The 18,307-nt window shown below is 61.9% G+C and carries 15 protein-coding genes; 4 read left to right on the top strand and 11 right to left on the bottom strand.

Annotated features, from left to right (window positions below; translation table 11 throughout):
* The first annotated feature begins 28 nt into the window (after positions 1–28).
* Entirely contained in the window at positions 29–1,036 is a 1,008-nt protein-coding gene (gene dusA, locus SynMINOS11_RS00075) for a tRNA dihydrouridine(20/20a) synthase DusA (RefSeq protein WP_186548985.1), read from the top strand.
* 3 nt (positions 1,037–1,039) lie between these two features.
* Here the strand turns inward: dusA and SynMINOS11_RS00070 are convergent, their stop codons facing one another.
* From SynMINOS11_RS00070 to SynMINOS11_RS00040, 7 genes are all read right to left on the bottom strand, one after another.
* A complete protein-coding gene (locus tag SynMINOS11_RS00070; RefSeq protein WP_186548983.1) occupies positions 1,040–1,495 on the bottom strand; it encodes an RNA recognition motif domain-containing protein in 456 nt (151 codons plus the stop codon).
* Positions 1,496–1,607: 112 nt separating this feature from the next.
* The gene (gene argH / locus SynMINOS11_RS00065; protein ID WP_255445423.1) at positions 1,608–3,014 is read right to left on the bottom strand and encodes an argininosuccinate lyase; all 1,407 of its coding nucleotides are present in this window, start codon (positions 3,012–3,014) and stop codon (positions 1,608–1,610) included.
* 9 nt (positions 3,015–3,023) lie between these two features.
* Positions 3,024–4,397 carry a PP2C family protein-serine/threonine phosphatase gene (locus SynMINOS11_RS00060; RefSeq protein WP_011934430.1) on the bottom strand — a complete coding sequence of 458 codons (1,374 nt, stop codon included), beginning with the start codon at positions 4,395–4,397 and terminating at the stop codon, positions 3,024–3,026.
* Between the two features lie 42 nt (positions 4,398–4,439).
* Entirely contained in the window at positions 4,440–5,912 is a 1,473-nt protein-coding gene (ftsY, locus tag SynMINOS11_RS00055; protein WP_186548981.1) for a signal recognition particle-docking protein FtsY, read from the bottom strand.
* A gap of 3 nt (positions 5,913–5,915) precedes the next feature.
* Positions 5,916–6,527: a transcription antitermination factor NusB gene (nusB, locus tag SynMINOS11_RS00050; RefSeq protein WP_186548979.1), complete on the bottom strand. Its 612-nt coding sequence runs from the start codon at positions 6,525–6,527 to the stop codon at positions 5,916–5,918.
* Between the two features lie 3 nt (positions 6,528–6,530).
* Complete coding sequence (locus SynMINOS11_RS00045; protein WP_011934427.1) at positions 6,531–7,274, bottom strand: DUF502 domain-containing protein; 744 nt, start codon at positions 7,272–7,274, stop codon at positions 6,531–6,533.
* A gap of 53 nt (positions 7,275–7,327) precedes the next feature.
* Complete coding sequence (locus SynMINOS11_RS00040) at positions 7,328–7,978, bottom strand: HpsJ family protein (protein ID WP_011934426.1); 651 nt, start codon at positions 7,976–7,978, stop codon at positions 7,328–7,330.
* On the opposite strand from SynMINOS11_RS00040, the gene queG reads away from it, so the two are divergent.
* From queG to SynMINOS11_RS00025, 3 genes are read left to right on the top strand one after another with little or no spacing between them, the layout of a single operon-like run.
* Positions 7,962–8,921, top strand: coding sequence for a tRNA epoxyqueuosine(34) reductase QueG (queG, locus tag SynMINOS11_RS00035; protein ID WP_186548977.1), 960 nt, complete (start codon positions 7,962–7,964; stop codon positions 8,919–8,921). The genes SynMINOS11_RS00040 and queG overlap by 17 nt on opposite strands.
* A 20-nt stretch (positions 8,922–8,941) precedes the next feature.
* Entirely contained in the window at positions 8,942–9,826 is an 885-nt protein-coding gene (locus tag SynMINOS11_RS00030) for a tetratricopeptide repeat protein (RefSeq protein ID WP_186548975.1), read from the top strand.
* A 49-nt stretch (positions 9,827–9,875) separates the two neighbouring features.
* A complete protein-coding gene (locus tag SynMINOS11_RS00025; protein ID WP_186548974.1) occupies positions 9,876–12,338 on the top strand; it encodes a DNA gyrase/topoisomerase IV subunit A in 2,463 nt (820 codons plus the stop codon).
* 9 nt (positions 12,339–12,347) lie between these two features.
* Here SynMINOS11_RS00025 and purF read toward each other — a convergent pair whose 3' ends face one another.
* The 4 genes from purF to dnaN are packed head-to-tail and all read right to left on the bottom strand — an operon-like array spanning position 12,348 to position 18,134.
* Positions 12,348–13,847, bottom strand: coding sequence for an amidophosphoribosyltransferase (gene purF, locus SynMINOS11_RS00020; protein ID WP_186548972.1), 1,500 nt, complete (start codon positions 13,845–13,847; stop codon positions 12,348–12,350).
* Between the two features lie 6 nt (positions 13,848–13,853).
* Positions 13,854–16,226, bottom strand: coding sequence for a phosphoribosylformylglycinamidine synthase subunit PurL (gene purL, locus SynMINOS11_RS00015; RefSeq protein ID WP_370586169.1), 2,373 nt, complete (start codon positions 16,224–16,226; stop codon positions 13,854–13,856).
* Positions 16,227–16,265: 39 nt separating this feature from the next.
* The gene (locus SynMINOS11_RS00010) at positions 16,266–16,994 is read right to left on the bottom strand and encodes a hypothetical protein (RefSeq protein WP_011934420.1); all 729 of its coding nucleotides are present in this window, start codon (positions 16,992–16,994) and stop codon (positions 16,266–16,268) included.
* Positions 16,995–18,134: a DNA polymerase III subunit beta gene (gene dnaN, locus SynMINOS11_RS00005; protein ID WP_186548970.1), complete on the bottom strand. Its 1,140-nt coding sequence runs from the start codon at positions 18,132–18,134 to the stop codon at positions 16,995–16,997.
* Positions 18,135–18,307 lie beyond the last annotated feature (173 nt).

Raw genomic sequence — 18,307 nt, 5'->3', positions numbered from 1 at the left:
GGGGGAGGTCTGACTGCAGCATGGGGGAGTGAGCAGCACCAGCGCCAGCCCCCAACCGCATCCGGCCTATCGCTTCAGCGTGGCGCCGATGATGGATTACACCGATCGCCACTTCCGGGTGGTGATGCGGCAGGTGAGCCGCCATGCGCTGCTCTACACCGAAATGGTGGTGGCTCAGGCCCTGCATCACGGCCGCCAGGACACCCTGCTGGGCTTTGATCCGCTGGAAAAGCCCATTGCCTTGCAGCTCGGTGGTGATGATCCGGCGCTACTGGCGGAAGCCGCTGAACTGGCTGAACGCTGGGGCTACGACGAAATCAATCTGAATGTGGGCTGCCCCAGCCCCAAGGTGAAAAAGGGGCGATTCGGCGCCTGCCTGATGGCTGAGCCGCAGCAGGTGGCCCGCTGCGTTGAAGCCATGGGCGCAGCCTGCCGGCTACCGGTGACGGTGAAACACCGCATCGGCATTGATGAGCGCGATAGCTACGACGAATTGCTGGACTTCGTCGACACGGTGGCCGCGGCCGGTTGCCAGCGGTTTGCCGTGCACGCCCGTAAAGCCTGGCTTGAGGGACTCGATCCCAAGCAGAACCGCACCGTGCCGCCGTTGCGCTACGACCTGGTGCATGCCCTCAAGCGCGATAGACCCGCGTTGATTGTTGAACTCAATGGCGGCCTCGAAAGCCTGAGCGCCTGCCAAGAGCAACTCCATGCCGTTGATGGAGTGATGGTGGGCCGGGCCGCCTACGCCCACCCTCTGCAATGGAATCGGGTGGATCAGGAGATCTTTGGCGACAGCAACGCCACACCCATCAAGGCATCAGAGGTGTTGCAAGGGGTTCTTCCCCATGCCGAACGCTGGTGCAGCAGCGGCGGCCGGCTCTGGCCCATCGCTCGCCATCTGGTGCACCTGGTCGAAGGCGTCAGCGGCGCTCGCTATTGGCGCCGTCAACTCAGTGTTGAAGCCAGTGATCGCTCGGCTCGCCCCGATGTGCTGGAACGAGCGATGCGGCAACTACAAGAACGCGGGCTCTAAGGCTCAGCCCTCAGCGCCGCCGTAATCGCCCCAGTCTCCCCCGGAGGATTCACCACCGCCACCGCCACCACGGCGACGACGGCTGCGGCCCTCATCAAAGCTGTCGCGGCTGGGCTCACCGCCGCCGCCACCGCCGCCATAGCTGCGATCTTCCCAACCACGGGCACCGGAAGCGCGCTCACCGCCGCCGTAGCCGCCGCCGCCGCCGCCACGGGATCCGCGGGGTTCTGCTTTGTTGATGCGCAGGGGCCGGCCCATCAGCTCAGTGCCCTGCAGTCCTTCAATGGCACGCTCTTCGGTGGCCTCATCAGCCATCTCGACGAAAGCGAAACCACGCTTACGGCCGGTGTCACGCTCCAAAGGAAGCGAACAGTTCGCCACCTCACCGAATGAGGCGAACAACTCAATGATGTCCTCCTGTTCCGCACGGAAGGGGAGGTTGCCGACAAAAATGCTCACTGGCCGTAGGGACCGATTGGACCGCTGAAACAGGGGGGGGTATTCCCGCAAAGGGGAAACATTGGAAATCTAGACCCGCAACCCCCTAACGACCGATGTCATCGTGACGACATCAAGCCAAAACAGGGCGCCAGCGTTGGAGCTGCTTCTCCACCTGGGCAAATCCAGTACCGCCTTCACTGAGCCGAGCAGCCACCACCTGCCGGGGAGCAATGGCGTCATAAATGTCTTGCTCAAAACCTGGATGCAGTTGCTGCCAGCGGTTGAGCGGTAAGTCCCTGAGCAGGATTCCCTCCTCCAAGCACAACTTCACCAAGCGACCCACCAGTTGATAAGCCTCCCGGAACGGCACATCACGGGCCACCAGGTAATCAGCCACATCGGTGGCATTGGAGAAGTCGCTGGCCACAGCCTGCTCAAGCCGTTCAGGGCGGAAACGAATGCCCTCTTCCAGCAAGATCGCCATGGCCTCCAAGCAATCCAAGCTGGTGCGCACGACATCGAACAGGGCTTCTTTGTCTTCTTGAAAATCCTTGTTGTAAGCCAGCGGCAAGCCCTTGATCATCGTCAGCAGCCCCTGCAGATGTCCAAAGACGCGGCCGGTTTTACCGCGCACCAACTCAGGCACATCCGGATTCTTTTTCTGCGGCATCAAGCTGCTGCCCGTGGCGCAGCGATCGGTGAGCCGAACAAAAGCGAACTCCTCACTGGCCCAAAAAATCACCTCTTCACTGAGGCGACTGAGGTGCACCATCACCAACGAAGCCGCCGCACTGAACTCAACGGCGAAGTCGCGGTCACTGACGGCATCCAAGCTGTTGGCGTAGAGGCCTTCAAAGCCCAAGTCGTCCGCCGTCTGTTGGCGGTTGATCGGTAGGGGCGTACCAGCCAAAGCCGCCGCTCCCAAAGGACAACAATTGACCCGCCGGCGCACATCCTGCAGGCGTTGACGATCACGCCCAGCCATCTCGACATAGGCCAGCAGATGGTGGGCCAGGGACAACGGCTGGGCCCGCTGCAAATGGGTGTAACCGGGAATCAGGGTGTGAAGGTGCTCCTCGGCATGGCGAAAGAGCGCGCGTTGAAACCGCAACAGAGCGGCATCGATGGCATCGATTTGCTGGCGCAACCAGAGCCGCAGATCCGTTCCAACTTGGTCATTGCGGCTGCGGCCGGTGTGCAGCTTTTTGCCGAGCGGCCCCAGCAATTCGATCAGGCGGCGCTCAACTGCGAAATGAACGTCCTCGGCTTCCAGGCCTGGGTTGAAATCACCCGCAGCAGCTTCTTGCCGAATGGTTTCAAGGCCTTCGATCAGCTGCTCACTCTCCTGGGGGCTAATCAAGTCGCAACGGCCCAGCATTCGGGCGTGGGCCACCGAGCCATCGAGGTCCTGCTGCAGCAGGGTGATGTCAAAGCCAATCGAGGCGTTGAACCGCTCAATGCTGGGGTGCAAGCCCTCCTCAAAGCGATCGCTCCAGCCCGAGCCAGAACCGCCTGTAACCCCGTCGCTCACGGTCATCGGCACACCTTAAAGGGTGGGTAAAACCACCTCATCACGGACTTTCAAGACCACCATCGAGGCATCGTCCTCCAGCTGCCGGCCGGGCCCGACGAAGCGATCCAATCGCGCAAACAACTGATCAAGAATTCCCTGGGCATCAGGAACGGTTTTGCAGATGGCAAGCAAGGCCCGCATCAACCGTTCCTCATCAAAGCGCTCTCCACCAACGCCGCTGGCTTCAGTGACGCCATCGGTGTAATAAAGCAGCACATCACCAGGCTCCAACTGCACCTGTTCGCAGCCGTAGTCGGCATCAGGCTGCAGGCCAATCAGCAATCCAGGAGCATCCAAGCGCTCAACGCTGTGGCGCTGGCGGCGCCAAATCAGCGGCGGGTTGTGGGCGGCATTGCTGAAACGCAGCACCCGCGTGACTGGATCCAACTCGGAATAAAAGAGCGTCACAAAGCGGTTGGACTGCGCCAAATCCTCCTGAGCCAGTTCATTGAGGTCATGCAGGATTCGATCGGGCGGCAGGCCGGTGAGCACCTCAGCGCGCAACATGCCCCGCAGCAGGGTCATCAACAGACCTGCTGGGATGCCCTTGCCCATCACATCACCCATCACCAAGGCCCAGCGACCCTGCTCACGGCGCTTGCCCAGCAGCTGAGGACGGGTCGGGATGAAGTCGAAGTAGTCGCCACCGACTTGAAACGCCGGCCGGCAGCGGGCAGCCAACTCGACCCCTTCAATCACCGGGCAGCGGCTGGGCAGCAGCTGGGACTGAATCTCACCGCCGATGCTCAGCTGCTGATCGAGGCGCTCATGGCGCCGCATCTCCTCCAGCAGCAATTCGTTCTCGATCGCCACAGCGGTTTGATCAGCCACCAACTGCACATGACGGCGGCGCACTTCACTCCAGGAGAACTGGGGATCGCCACTGAAGACATACAACCGCCCGCGTTGCCGGTTCTTGGCCACCACGGAGGTGCCAAACAACTGCACATCGCCCAGCTGGCGGCGCACCAACTGATCCAGGCGGGTGGCCATGGCTTCATCGCCGGCATCGCGATCGAGGTCGCTGTCTTGCAACCCCGCCAACTGCCGCAACAACTCGCCGCACCGGGACTGGGACGAGCAATGCAGCTGCTCGCGCCAAAGACCACCATCACTGCGGAAGGTGAGCAACACAGCACCTTCGGCTTCCACCAAGCGCGCCGTTAGCAACGGCACCAACTCGAGAAAACGGCTGAGGTTGGTGAAGCTGCGCAGGGCAAACCCCAACGAAGCCAACAGCTCCTGATTGCGCCGCTGTTCACGGTTGAGGCTGTCGATCAGCTGGCGCAGCGAAGCTGCCGGCGTGATCGCCGCAGGAGAGCGATGGGCAGGCGGCGTACCGCCCATGGGGCTGCCGCAGGGGAGCTCAAGCTAGCGAGGGCCTAGCAATTAAGCCCGTGCCAGCAGGGCCTCCACAAATTCAAAGCTGTTGAAGGGCCGCAGATCGCGCAGTCCTTCGCCCGCTCCGATGAAGCGGATCGGCAGGTTGCTCTCGGAGGCCACAGCAAACGCCACACCACCGCGGGCGGTGCCATCGAGCTTGGTGAGCACAACACCGGTGAGGCCAGCGGCCTTGGCGAAAGCCATTGCCTGACGCAGACCGTTCTGACCCTGGCTGGCATCCAGCACCAACAGCGATTCGACAGCGGCATCGGGAGCCAAACGGTCGACAATCCGCCGCACCTTGGCCAGCTCTTCCATCAAGTTGTTTTTGGTCTGCAAGCGACCCGCGGTGTCCACCAACAGCAGTTCAATGTCTTTGGACTGGGCCGCGCCGATGGCGTCAAACACCACAGCAGCGGGATCAGCATTCGCCGAAGGGTTGGCCACCAACGGCACGCCACTGCGATCGGCCCACACCTGCAACTGCTGAACAGCTGCAGCACGGAAGGTGTCGCCAGCAGCCACCAAACAGCTGTAACCACTGCGAACAGCCAAGTTGGCGAGCTTGCCCAACGTGGTGGTCTTACCGACGCCATTGACGCCAACCATCAACCAAATGTTCAAACGGCCCTTCTGGGGTGCCAGTAAAGGGTTGGCGCCCATGGATTTGATCGGCGCATCCAGCAGATTGCGCAGTTGATCCTTGAGCAAGTTGATGGCTTCACTGCCATCCACCACCGCTTCATTCATGCGGCGGCGCAACAGATCCAGCACCTGGTCGGTGGCTTCCACTCCCACATCGGCCTGCAGCAGCAGGGTTTCGATGTCATCGAGAGAGGCCTCCGAGAGCGGGTCATCACCAAGGTTTTCCAGCAGGGTGGTGACGAAGTTCTGGCGGGTCTTCTCCATGCCGCGCCGCAGGCGGCCCAGCCAATCGATCTCTTCCAGCGAAATCTGATCAGCCTGGCGTCCCTGAGCGGCCAGCACCTCCGCAGACCACAGGAAATCCTCATCAAGCTGGCCCAACTTGGGTTCGGCCTCAGGCTCACTGACCTGGACCAACTCGGGTTCAGGTTCCGCTGATGGTTCTTCCTCCACCAACTGCTCAAGACGTTCTTGGCGGCGTGCCGCCGCGGCCTCCAGCCAAGACGAAGCTGATGGAACAGCAGGCTCGGGCTCAGGTTGCGGCGCAGGCTCTGGAACCGCTGCCACGGGTTCGGGTTCCGGTTCAGCCGCCACTGAAGAGTCGGGAACCGCAGCTGCGGCTTCCGGCTGCTCAGGTGCGGCCTCTGGCTCAGACACTGGAGCGGGTTCCGGTGCTGGTTCAGCTGAAGGAGCTGCGGCAGCTGAGTTCTCAGCTTCCTGCTGGGCCTTCAGGCGGGCATAGGCCTGCTTGGCCCAATCGAGGGCATCGTCGGGCTGCTGCGCATCGGAGGACTCGGAGGCGTCCTGCCGCTGAAACCAATCGAACTCAGCCATGGGCTAGTGGGCCGCGGCCGTGGTGTAGCGCCGCAAGACCCCATTGATCATGCGGCGACCGGCTTCATCGCTATAGCGATGGGCGAGTTCCACAGCTTCATTGCAGACCACAGCCGCTGGGGTTTGGAACTCATCAATTTCCACCACAGCCAAGCGCAGGATGTCTTGATCAATCCTCGGCAACCGGGTCAAGCGCCAGCCTTCCATCACCGCATCGATGCCTTGATCCAGCTGCGGTTGAGCCTCAGCCACAGCCTTGGCCCGCAACAACGCCCAATGCCGCAAATCCTGCTGATCAGCCAGCTGCAACAGGCGCGGGTATTCCAGGCTTGAAGAGAGGCGGTTGAGGACCTGTTCTGAGCGCTCCAGCCCCTGGCGCAAATGCTCCCTGACTTGGGGCAATTGGCCTTCGGCCAATTCACTGTCCAGCAGCGCTTGTTGGGCTTGCTGCAGCTCTTCAGCCGCTTGATCCAAGCTCTCGCGCAGATGGCTGTTCAATGACGCCATGGCCTGGGCCAAGAGCTGTTCAGTTGTCGTGGCCTCGGGAGCATGGCGGTCCTGAAGCTGCCCCAGGATCAAGAGGGCAAGCTCCCGGGCAATCGTGCGGTTCTGCATGGGTCAGGCTTTGGGAGGAGCCGAAAGAGGTGTGGGCCGCAGTTGAGCGAGCAGGCTCGAGAAGCTGCGATTGCTGGGGCTGGGCTGCTCGTCGGGGTTGACGATGCCAGCGGAAATAATTGTGCGGAAGGCCTCTTCCACGCTCATGTCCAGGTCCTTCACGGACGCCTCTGGAACGATGCTGTACCAACCAGTGGTGGGGTTCGGAGCTGTGGGGATAAAGACGCTGATCATCGGTTGGGGGAACCCAGCCTGCATGCCGGCGCTGAGCATGCCGGTGACAAAGCCAAGGGCATAAATCCCGTCGCGGGGATACTCGATCAAGACAACGCGCCGAAACCGTGTGCTGTTGTCGCGCAGCACAGTTTCCAGAATCTGCTTGAGGGTCTTGTAAACCGATCCAGCCAAGGGAATTCGGGCGAGGGTGCCCTCACCGAAATCCAACAACCAACGGCCAACGATGTTGCGGGCCATCAAGCCGATCAACAGGATTCCCAGCAGGGGGACCAGCAGCCCCACCGACAGGTTGATCAACTCCTGCAACAGCGGGTTGAGGGTGTTGAACGGGTTGAACTGCTTCGGAACCGAGGTCAGAAAACTGACCACGAAACGGGTGACCAAGGTGGCCAACCAGATGGTGGTGGCCAATGGAATGACCACCAGCAAGCCGGCGATCAGATCGTTTTTCAGATCCTGCTGCAACCGCACGTTGACCGGCGGTTCAGATCGAGAACGGGACTGAACCAAGGCTGGCCGGTCGAAGGATGTCGCTTATGCAACTTAGCGACGGGACAGTCGCTTCAGAGCACAGCGGCCAAAGCCACCGCCAAGCTGGCCAGGGCCAACAACAGAGCCACGGCCGTTCCGCCCCAGCGGCGCTGGCCCAAGGTGAGGTCGCGGGTGCGCTCGGCTTGCACCTGCTGCTGCTTGAGCTGATCGAGGCGCTGATCAATCAGCGCTTGCACCTGCGCTTTTTTGTCTTCCGGCTTGGCCTCAGCAGAGACCTGCCCGGCCTGCTCGAGCTGGGCCTGCAGCATCTCCATCAGCTTGGGATCCTGGCTCTCCTGCTGCGCTTGCTCGAATTCCGAGCGCTTTTGATCAACAGAACGATTCGCCTCCAACTGGATCAGTTGGTTGCCCCCCACCTGAACAGGGATCGCCACGAACAGCGCCAGGGACATCAAGGCCCCCACCACCAAAACGGTCCACCGCAGTGGGCTGCGGCCCTGGGCAGGGAAATCAAGCCGAGAGCCCACCAACATCAGCAACAAGCCCACCAGGGCCATCGGTGCATGGGCGAGCAGCGTGTCCACCAACAACTGATGAAACGCCTCCTCACCCCAGGCGTTGGCCATGAGCACCGCCAGGAGCTCAAAGCCCAGCAGGATGACCAGAACCCCACCGATCCAGCGCAACAGGCCGGAGAGACGGGAGGTGGTGAGTTCCGACACAGGAGAATGCTTCAGCGGCGCAACTGTACGGGTGCCTGCTGATCTGGCCGATGCCCTCAAACAGCAGGCCTTGGAGCAGGGCTTTGCCCTCGCGGGCATCGCTGCGGTGCCAAGCGGTGAGCGAATCGCCATGCGTACCGCAGCGCTGCAGCGGTGGTTAGCCGCAGGCCACCAGGCGGACATGGCCTGGATGCAAGACCCGCGCCGACAGGCGATTGAGCTGCTGCTGCCAGGGGTTCAAAGCGTCCTGGCAGTGGCACTGAACTACTACGTCGATCAGCAGCAAACGCCAGCAAGCCCAAAAATCGCGCGTTACGGCTGGGGCCGGGATTACCACCGGGTGATGGATCAACGGCTCAGGCGACTGGGCCGCTGGCTGGAAGAGCAACAGCCCAGCTGCCGCTGGCGCGCCTGCGTCGATAGCGCGCCGCTGATGGACAAGGTCTGGGCTGAGGAAGCCGGTTTGGGCTGGATTGGCAAAAACGGCAATCTGATCAGCCCAAGCCATGGCTCCTGGTTGCTGCTGGGCCACCTGCTCACCACCGCCAGCCTTCCAGCCGATCAACCAGCCCGCTCCCTCTGCGGCCATTGCCAGCGCTGCCTCCCGGCCTGTCCCACGGCGGCGATTACGGAACCCTTTGTGGTGGATAGCCGCCGCTGCATCGCCTTCCACACCATCGAGAACCGCGATGAGCAAGTGCCCCTGCCATTGCATGGCTGGGTGGCTGGTTGTGATGTCTGTCAGGAGGTTTGCCCCTGGAATCAGCATCACGCCCAAAGCAGTGCTGATCCAGCCGTACAACCCAGGGAGTGGATCTTGAGCAGCACAGCCAACGAAATGGCGAGCTGGAGTGATGACATTTGGAGTGAACGCTTACAGGCCTCAGCCCTGCGGCGCATCAAACCCTGGATGTGGCGACGCAATCTGGCAGACCTAGGCTGAGCCCTCTTTGGGACTCAGGAATGCGTCGTTGGCTGCCCGCTCTCTGCGCCGCGGCGTTGCTCTCCCCCGCGCTGCCAGCACGGGCCCTGGTTCCCTACGTCTATGTGCCCACGAGTGAAGAGCTCAACGATGCGGGGGTGAACATTGCTGGAGCCGCGGCCGGGCTGTTGAGGATCGGCCAGATCGCGGAAGCCCGGCGCTTGGGCCGTTTGGCTGTGCAACTGCTTCCAGATGATCCAAGGGCTTGGCTGGTCTTAGCGGAAGCCGAACTACGCAGCTCCGATGGGAACAACCGCAGCGAACAGACGGCCAAAGCAGAAGCAGCCCTGGCTCGCGCCAAAGAACTCGACCCCAAAAACGCGGGGGTTTGGTTTGCCGAAGGTTCCCTAAACCTGCGCAATGACCGGCCAGCCGCTGCCGAACAACTGCTGAAAGAAGGTCTGCGCTTAGACCCTAAAAACCCTGGCGCATATTTCGATCTGGGCAACGCCCAGATCAAGCAGGGCAACTTGGGCGCGGCCTTGAAATCCTTTGAAAAAGCATCGGGACTGCGTCAGAACTTTTGGGAAGCCGTCAACAACCAAGGCATCGTTTTATTTGAAGAGGACCGGCGTGACGATGCCATCGATCGCTGGCGCCAAGCGGTGGAAATGAGTGACGGCGAAGCCGAGCCAATGCTGGCGCTCGCCGCTGCTCTCTATGCCAACGGCGATGACTCAGCCGACACGCTGGGGCTAGCGGTTCAAGCCCTGATCAAGCAGCCCGATTACGTTCTGGCCGCCTTTCAAGAGGATCAGCTGTGGGGGACAAAACTCGTTGCAGCCACCCAAGAGCTCTTTGAAAATGAGCAAGTCAAAGGTGCTGTGCAGCGTGCCAAGGGGTTGGCGACCTTCCAAAGCAACTAGACGCCATCTGTAGGCTGAGCGCCACTCTTAGCCCCTGAACTCACGCCGCATGGCGGACGAGCGCATCGTTTCGATCTCCCTGCATCAGGAGATGCAGCGCTCGTATCTCGAGTACGCGATGAGCGTGATCGTGGGGCGGGCGCTGCCGGATGTTCGCGACGGCCTCAAGCCAGTTCAGCGGCGGATTCTGTTTGCGATGCACGAGCTGGGGCTGACCCCAGATCGCCCTTACCGCAAGTGCGCCCGTGTGGTGGGCGACGTGCTTGGCAAGTACCACCCCCATGGTGATCAGGCGGTCTACGACGCCTTGGTGCGTCTGGTGCAGACATTCGGCTGCCGCAATCCGCTGCTGGATGGTCATGGCAACTTCGGCTCGGTGGATGACGATCCACCGGCCGCAATGCGGTACACCGAAACCCGCTTAGCGCCGGTCTCCCATCAAGCCCTGCTGGAAGAGATCGGCAGCGACACCGTTGACTTCGCCCCCAACTTCGACGGCTCCCAACAGGAACCCACGGTGCTGCCGGCGCAGCTGCCCTTCCTGCTCCTGAATGGCTGCACGGGCATCGCTGTGGGCATGGCCACCAGCATTCCTCCCCACAACCTCGGCGAAATCGTGGATGCCTTGGTGGCCCTGATCCGCAACCCCAACCTCAGCGATGAGAAGTTGCTGCAGCTGGTGCCTGGGCCTGATTTCCCCACCGGTGGAGTGGTGCTCACCGGCAGTGGATTGCGCGACACCTACCTCCATGGCCGCGGCAGCATCCCGATGCGGGGGGTGGCCCATATCGAGGAGGTGCAACCCGGTAAAGGACGCCACAAGCGCAATGCGGTGGTGATCACCGAGCTGCCCTATCAACTCAGCAAGGCCGGCTGGATTGAGAAACTGGCGGAACAGGTCAACGACGGCAAAGTCGCTGGCATCGCCGACATCCGCGATGAAAGTGATCGCGACGGCATGCGGGTGGTCGTGGAACTCCGCCGCGATGCCAACCCTGAACAAGTGCTGGCGCAGCTGCACAAACGCACAGCCCTGCAAAACAATTTCGGCGCCATCTTGCTGGCGCTAGTCAATGGCCAACCCATCCAGCTGAGCCTGCGCCAGATGCTCCAGCAGTTCCTGGAGTACCGCGAACTCACGATGATGCGGCGCACCCGTTATGCCCTGCGCCGCTGCGAAGAACGCCTGGAAGTGGTGGAGGGTCTGATCAAAGCCCTCGATGACCTGGCCAAGGTGATCCAGATGATTCAGGACGCCCGCGATGCCGCCAGCGCCAAAGCCAGCCTGCAGGTGCACCTCGACATCAGCGAGCGGCAAGCCGACGCCGTTCTCGCCATGCCCCTGCGCCGCCTCACTGGCCTCGAGCAGGAGAGCCTGCGCCAGGAATTGGAGGAATTACGTCAAGAGCAGAGCCGCCTGCGTCACCTGCTCGATGACCGCAAATCGCTGCTCGACACGCTGGTCAGTGAGCTGAAGCACTTGCGCAAGCGCTATGCCACCCCACGGCGGACAGCGCTGCAAGAAGGGGGGGATGAGCTGGTGGCGCAGCGCACCGCAGCCCAGCGGCCCAACACTGAAATGCTGCGCAAGCAAGCGCTGGCCAACGTCAGCAACGATCAACAGCTGCTGTGGCAAAGCGACGGCATCCTGCGACTGGTAACTCCCCAAGTGCTGGGCCGGCTGCACCTGCTCGACGACCTGGACTTTGGCGATCACGGCTGCAGCGCCAAGTTGCTGCTGCCGGTGCAACCGGAACCACAACTGCTGGCCTTCACCAGCGGTGGCCGTGTTGCGGCGCTGCGTTGGGAATTTGCGGCCCAGCAGCCCGGCCCCTTGGAACGCTTCTTGCCTGACAGCGTCGATGGCCAAGCTGAACAGGTGGTGGATGTGCTGGTGGTGCCCCCAGCCGATCAAGACTTCAGCGTTGGTTTGTTGAGCAGCGATGGCCGCTTCAAGCGCCTCGCTGGCCAAGACCTCCGGGAGCTATCCGGACGCGCCACCACCGTGCTCAAGCTCAAGGACGGCGTGCAGCTGCAGCGGGTTGTGATGTGCCGGCCTGGCGATGATCTAGCGGTGGCCAGCAGCACGGGCCGCATGCTGCGCCTGCCCGTTGATGACAGCACCATCCCGGTGATGGGACGCACGGCCCAGGGTCCGGTGTTGATGCGCTTGCTGCCAGGCGAATCGATTGTGGGAGCCGCGGCTGTGGCCGCCGGAGGCGATGTGCTGCTGATCAGCCAGCTGGGCCAGCTCAAACGGCTCGGAATCGACCATCTACGCCGCTGCCAGCGGGGCGCCATTGGTGAAATCGGTCTGCGCTTTGAGCAGCGCAACGACGCCCTCACCGATCTGCGCAGCACCACAGCGCGGCTCAGCGTGGAAACCCAAGCCGGCAGCCTGCGTTTGGCCAGCGACTCACTGCCTGTGGAAGATGGCCGCGGCACTGGTCAACAGCTCAAGCTGCCCAAAGGCCAAACCGTGCAACGGCTGTTGCCCCTGATCGACGGCTAACGCAACGACCTAGGACTTCAGACCCGCCGCAACCCCCGCTGGCTCCAGCATCAACTTGCTCTTGCGCATGCCGTCTTCCACAGGAATCGGGTAGTTGCCGTCAAAACAAGCCGAGCAGAAATTCTCGCTTTGCTCTTGGGCGCAATGGAGCATGCCTTCACGGCTGAGATAAGCCAGCGAATCCACGCCGAGATGGGCTTCAATCTCCTCGAGCTCCAGGCGCGCAGCAATCAACTGATCTTGGGTATCGGTGTCGATTCCGTAGAAGCATGGATGGGTCACGGGCGGTGAACTGATGCGCATGTGCACTTCACTGGCACCGGCATCACGGAAAGCCTGCACCAACTTGCGGCTGGTGGTGCCCCGCACGATCGAGTCATCGATCACAACAATGCGCTGCCCCTCGAGAACATCGGGCAAGGGGTTGAGCTTGACGCGAATGCCCGCCTCACGCATCGCCTTGGTGGGCTGAATGAAGGTGCGGCCCACATAGCGGTTTTTGATCAAGCCATCGCCAAAGGGAATGCCACTGGCTTGGGAGTAACCAATGGCCGCGGGGATCCCGGAATCGGGCACACCAATCACGAGATCAGCTTCCACCGGAGACTCCTGGGCCAACCGCTGGCCGATGCGCTTGCGGTAGCTGTAGAGGGATTCGCCAAAAAAGCGGCTGTCGGGGCGCGCGAAGTAGATCAGCTCAAAGACACAGAGCTTGGGGGTTTCTTCAATCCAGCGGCTGCGGAACGGTTGGGCTTCACCGCTGTGGAAACGCACCAATTCGCCGGCGGCCACATCGTCGTGGAAGCGGGCCCCAACAATGTCGAGGCCGCAGGATTCGCTGCTGAGCACCCATGAGGCCACCTCAGCCTCGGGCAGGGAACCAAACACCAAGGGCCGCAAGCCATGGCCATCACGCAGGCCATAGAGCGCATCAGGCGTTCCGATCACGAGGCTGAAGGCCCCTTGGCACTGACGGGCTGCCGCTTTGATCGCTTCATCCCAATCGAGACCGGCCTCCACCTGGGCCTGCACAGCAAACGCAATCAGCTCGCTATCGGTGGTGCCGGTGGCCTGACAACCCTGCTGTTGCAGCTGATCGCGCAGCTGCATGGCATTGACCAAATTGCCGTTGTGGGCCAAGGCAAAGGGACCCAACCGGGTCATCAACACCAGGGGCTGGGCGTTGCAAACCCGGGAACTTCCGGTTGTGGAATAACGGGTATGTCCGACAGCTAAATCGCCGGGCATGCGCTCCAGCACGTCTTGATCAAACACCTGGCTCACCAGGCCCATGTCTTTGTGAAGACGAACCCGATCGCCCTCAAACACAGCAATCCCAGCGGCTTCCTGGCCGCGGTGCTGCAGGGCATAAAGCCCGAAATAACAAAGGCTTGAGACCTGCTGGCCAGAGGCCAACACGCCAAAGACCCCACAGGCCTCTTCCATCCGATCCGGTGCCCCACCGGATTGTTCGGGCCACTGAATGGTCACAGCAGCTGAGGCCTTCATGGTTGGTTAACCATTGTGCCCGAGTGCCGGCTGCTCCAAACGCCGCGGCAAGCCCTGTTGGTGGGCATGGGCCAAGGCATCGATCGCCACGTCCAGCAGGTCTTGATCCCCAATGCGCAGCTGCAATTGAGGATCAGCCTGAACACGCCCCAAGGCCTGCAGCGGACATCCCGCTTGCTGCAGCGCCGCTTGCAGCGCAGGCCACGAGGCCTCAGGAACGCTGACCACGACGCGGGCCCCTCCTTCGGCAAACAGCAACCGCTCCAAGCGTCCCGCACTTGGGACACTCAGTTGAACGCCGCAACCGGCAGCGATCGCCATTTCAGCCACAGCCACCAACAAACCCCCATCCGATACATCGTGGGCCGCAGTGATCTGACCAGCACGAATCCCTGAGCGCACGGCCTTCTGCACCCGCTGCTCCAGCGCGAGATCCGTCTGGGGTGGCCGTCCGGTGCACAGCCCATGGCAGACCTGCAGAAAACTGCTTCCCGCCAAACCCAGCCGTTCATCGTCCTGGGGTGTGTCCAGGGGCAAGCCCAAGAGCACCAGGTGATCCCCGGCAACACCCGGTGCTGGTTGGGGCCAAGCCAAGCCAACCAAGGTGTTGATGTTGTCCACCAGGCCAACCATGCCCACCACCGGTGTGGGCTGGATTGGTTGGATGCTGCCATCGGGCAGGCGGGTGTCGTTGTAGAGGGAGACATTGCCTCCCGTCACCGGGGTTTGCAGCACCCGGCAGGCTTCCGAGAGGCCGCGGCAGGCCATAGCCAACTGCCAATAGCCCGTGGGCGTTTCCGGCGAAGGGAAGTTGAGGTTGTCAGTGACTGCAATCGGTTCTGCGCCAACGCAGCTGAGATTGCGGGCCGCTTCAGCCACAGCAGCCATGCCACCGCGCTCTGGATCGAGGGCGACCCAACGGTTGGGGCAATCCACGGTGGCCGCCACACCCCGCTGGTTCGACGACAGCGGGTCATGCTCCTGCTGGGAGCGCAACCGCAACACCGCAGCATCAGCGCCACCCGGTCTCACCACCGTGTTGGCCTGCACTTGATGGTCGTACTGACGCCACACCCAGCGCTTGCTGGCAATGGTTGGATCATCCAAAAGCTGCAGCAGGGTGGGCTCCACAGCCTCTGCAGCCAGCGCCGGCAATGAAGTCTCCTGCCACTGCCAGTGCTGTTGCACCACAGCGGGAGGTTCGCTGAGCAGTTCACGGCGATTAATCGGCGTGTCTTCAGCCAGGGCCCGGGAGGGAACCTCCGCAGCCACCGCGCCGTTCTGGAGCACGCGCACCACCGGTTCTTCCAACACCCGGCCGACCACAGCAGCCTGCAACCCCCAGCGCCGGAAGCGCTGCATCAGAGGTTCTTCGCGGCCTGCTTGCACCACAAACAGCATCCGCTCCTGGGATTCCGAGAGCAGGAATTCGTAGGCCGTCATCCCGGTTTCCCGGGCTGGAACCCGGTCGAGATCGAGCTCAATGCCGAGATCGCCCTTGGCGGCCATCTCCGCGCAACTGCAGGTCAGCCCGGCGGCACCCATGTCTTGGGCAGCCACCACATCACCACTTTGGAAAGCCTCGAGGCAGGCCTCGATCAAGCCCTTCTCCAAAAAGGGATCACCCACCTGCACGGCCGGGCGGTCGTCGAGGCTGTCCTCACTGAGCTCAGCGCTCGCAAAGCTGGCGCCCCCCATGCCGTCGCGGCCGGTGGTGCTGCCCACATACACCACAGGATTTCCCACACCGGAGGCCCCCGATCGCACGATCGTTTCGGTCTCCATCAAGCCCAAGGCCATGGCATTGACCAAGGGGTTGCCGCTGTAGCTGGGGTCAAAGGCCACTTCACCAGCAACGGTGGGCACACCCACGCAATTGCCGTAGTGGGCGATGCCAGCCACCACGCCCTCCATCAAGCCGGCATTACGGGACTCCTCGAGAGGCCCAAACCGCAAAGCGTTGAGCAGGGCCATGGGGCGAGCACCCATGGTGAAAATGTCGCGCAGGATCCCGCCCACGCCGGTGGCCGCCCCTTGAAAGGGCTCCACCGCTGAGGGGTGGTTGTGGCTTTCGATCTTGAAGGCCAAACGATGGCCTTCACCCAGATCAACAACACCAGCGTTCTCCCCTGGACCCACCAAGATTCGTGGTCCCTCGGTGGGGAATTGCCCCAGCAGCGGGCGGGAGTTGCGGTAACAGCAATGCTCCGACCACATCACCCCGAACATGCCCAGCTCTGCTCGGTTGGGGTGACGCCCCAGACGCCGCACGATCTCGTTGTAATCCTCTGGTGTCAGACCCTCTTGTTTGACCTGCGCAGCAATGGCTGGCGGCGCTTGATCAAAGGCTGGGGCACCGGAAGCAGGGGTGGAAGCCAAGGCGCTGAGCCATCTAGACAGCCTCCAGTCTGAATGAGCTCAGATCCAAGGATCCTCGCCATCGTCGGGATCATCCCAATCGCGGCTACGCGGACGGCTGCGGCGCTCATCAACGGGCGGTTCCTCATCGCGCCAACGCTCGATTAGATCCTCACCGCCATCCCAGAGGCGCTGGCCAAAGGAACGCAAGCGCCCCTCGAAGTCATCAAAAGAGTCGGGAACTTGATCGCGAATTTGACGGCTACGGCGCAGCATCTGCTGACGGATGCTGGCGCGATCCAAGGGGAGATCATCGAGCTCCTGCAAGGCAGCCTGCACTTGCCCCGGCTGTTGATCGATCAAGCGATCGGGTTCCAACCGCCACCGGCTACTGCCAGGCAAACGGGGATCACTTCGGGCCACCAGGTAGTGATTGATGCGTCCGCTCTGCACATCAACCACCGCATCCACCAGACGGCCTAGGGGCTGCTGCTGCTGACCCAGCAGGGTGGCCTCCATCAAGGTGGGCAGCAAATCCAAGGTGGGCTGTTCGGTGTCGGCGGGCTCTCCCTCCACCTCCACTTGCCCCTCCAACCAATCCACCAGTTGATCGAGACGCCACACCGAGCGCCGCGGGCCAAAGGCCGACGGACGCGAACTCCAGCCCAGCAAGCGATGGCACGGGGGATGCATCCAGACCTGATGACCAACACCCAGGTCTTGCCCCAACTCATCCCGCAAGCGTGAGCGCAACAGCTCACTGATCAAGATCTGGCGGGGAAGCGGCATTCAGCTCCGGATCTGAACGGGCATCACCAGATACGTGAAACCGGCCTCGCCATCTTCATCAGCGGACAGCACAGCCGGACTGGTGGGGCTGTTGAGGTTGAGGCGCACGGTTGCATCGGCCATGGCTTTAAGCCCTTCCAGCAGGTAACGCACGTTGAAGGCCATGGCGATCTCCTCGCCATTGATTTGAGCCGCCAGGGATTCCGAACCACTGCCCACATCCAACGCATCAGCACTGAGCTGCAGCTGACCAGTGGCTGGATCAGCGGTGAGTTTGACCACGTTGTTGTGTTGATCAGCCAGCACCGCAATGCGTTCCAGGGCGGCAATGAACGGCTTGCGCTCCAGGCCGATGGTGCGAGCAAAGCTCTCAGGGATCAGCTGGCCGTAATTGGGGTAAGTGCCCTCCAGGGTGCGACTGGTGAGCACTTGATCAGCCCACAAAAACACCACCTGGCCGCGATCACAGAACAGGCTGATTGATTCTTCCGAGGGGCGGGCAGACAGCAGCCGCTCCAACTCACGCAACGACCGTGCCGGCACGGTGACGGCAAAGGATTCAGCACCCTCTTGACCGCCAGCCCCATTGCGGCGCACGGCCAAACGGTGACCATCGGTTGCCGCAAACTCCAAACCACCGTCTTCCACCTTCAGATGAATGCCGGTGAGGATTTGCTTGGACTCATCACCACTGCTGGCGAACAAGGTGCTGCGTAGGCCTTCGGCGAAGGCTTCTCCACTGAGCAGCAGGGGCTGCCCGTTTTGAGCCAAAGGCAAATCGGGGAAATCCTCCGCCGATAAGCCACGCATTTGATAGCTGCCGGTGAGAGCCGAAAGCTCGGTCTGCTCCTCACCTTCGGGGCAAGCCAGGGTCAGCGGACCATCGGCTGGTAGGCGGCTGACGATATCGGTGAACAGCTTGGCGGGCAGGGTGATGGCGCCACTGGATTCGACAACAGCGGCAAAGCTCGTCTGAATCCCCAGGCTCAAATCAAAGCCCGTGAGGCTGATGCGGCCAGCAGCGGCATCCGCGGTGACCAACACGTTGGCCAACACCGGGTGAGTGGGGCGCCCTGCAATGGCGCGACTGACCAACTGCAGGCTGCCGTTGAGCTCCGCTTGGCTGCAAACCAATTTCATCCGATGCCGCCTCGAGCGATACCAAGCTTCCACACGGTGCCTGAATCTGCAACGCGTTCCACCTTCTCTTCTAGTGAATTGGTTTTGTTCTTAGAAAAGAACTAATAAAACAGCCGTAATAGGGCCTGGGGAAGCCGGGGAAAACGTTCTAATCCTTGGCCCAGCCTGGAATC

Source organism: Synechococcus sp. Minos11 (genome assembly GCF_014279855.1).
GTDB lineage: Bacteria > Cyanobacteriota > Cyanobacteriia > PCC-6307 > Cyanobiaceae > RCC307.
The sequence above is the reverse complement of the archived record's forward strand: the minus strand, read 5'-3'. Positions and strand labels throughout refer to the sequence as shown.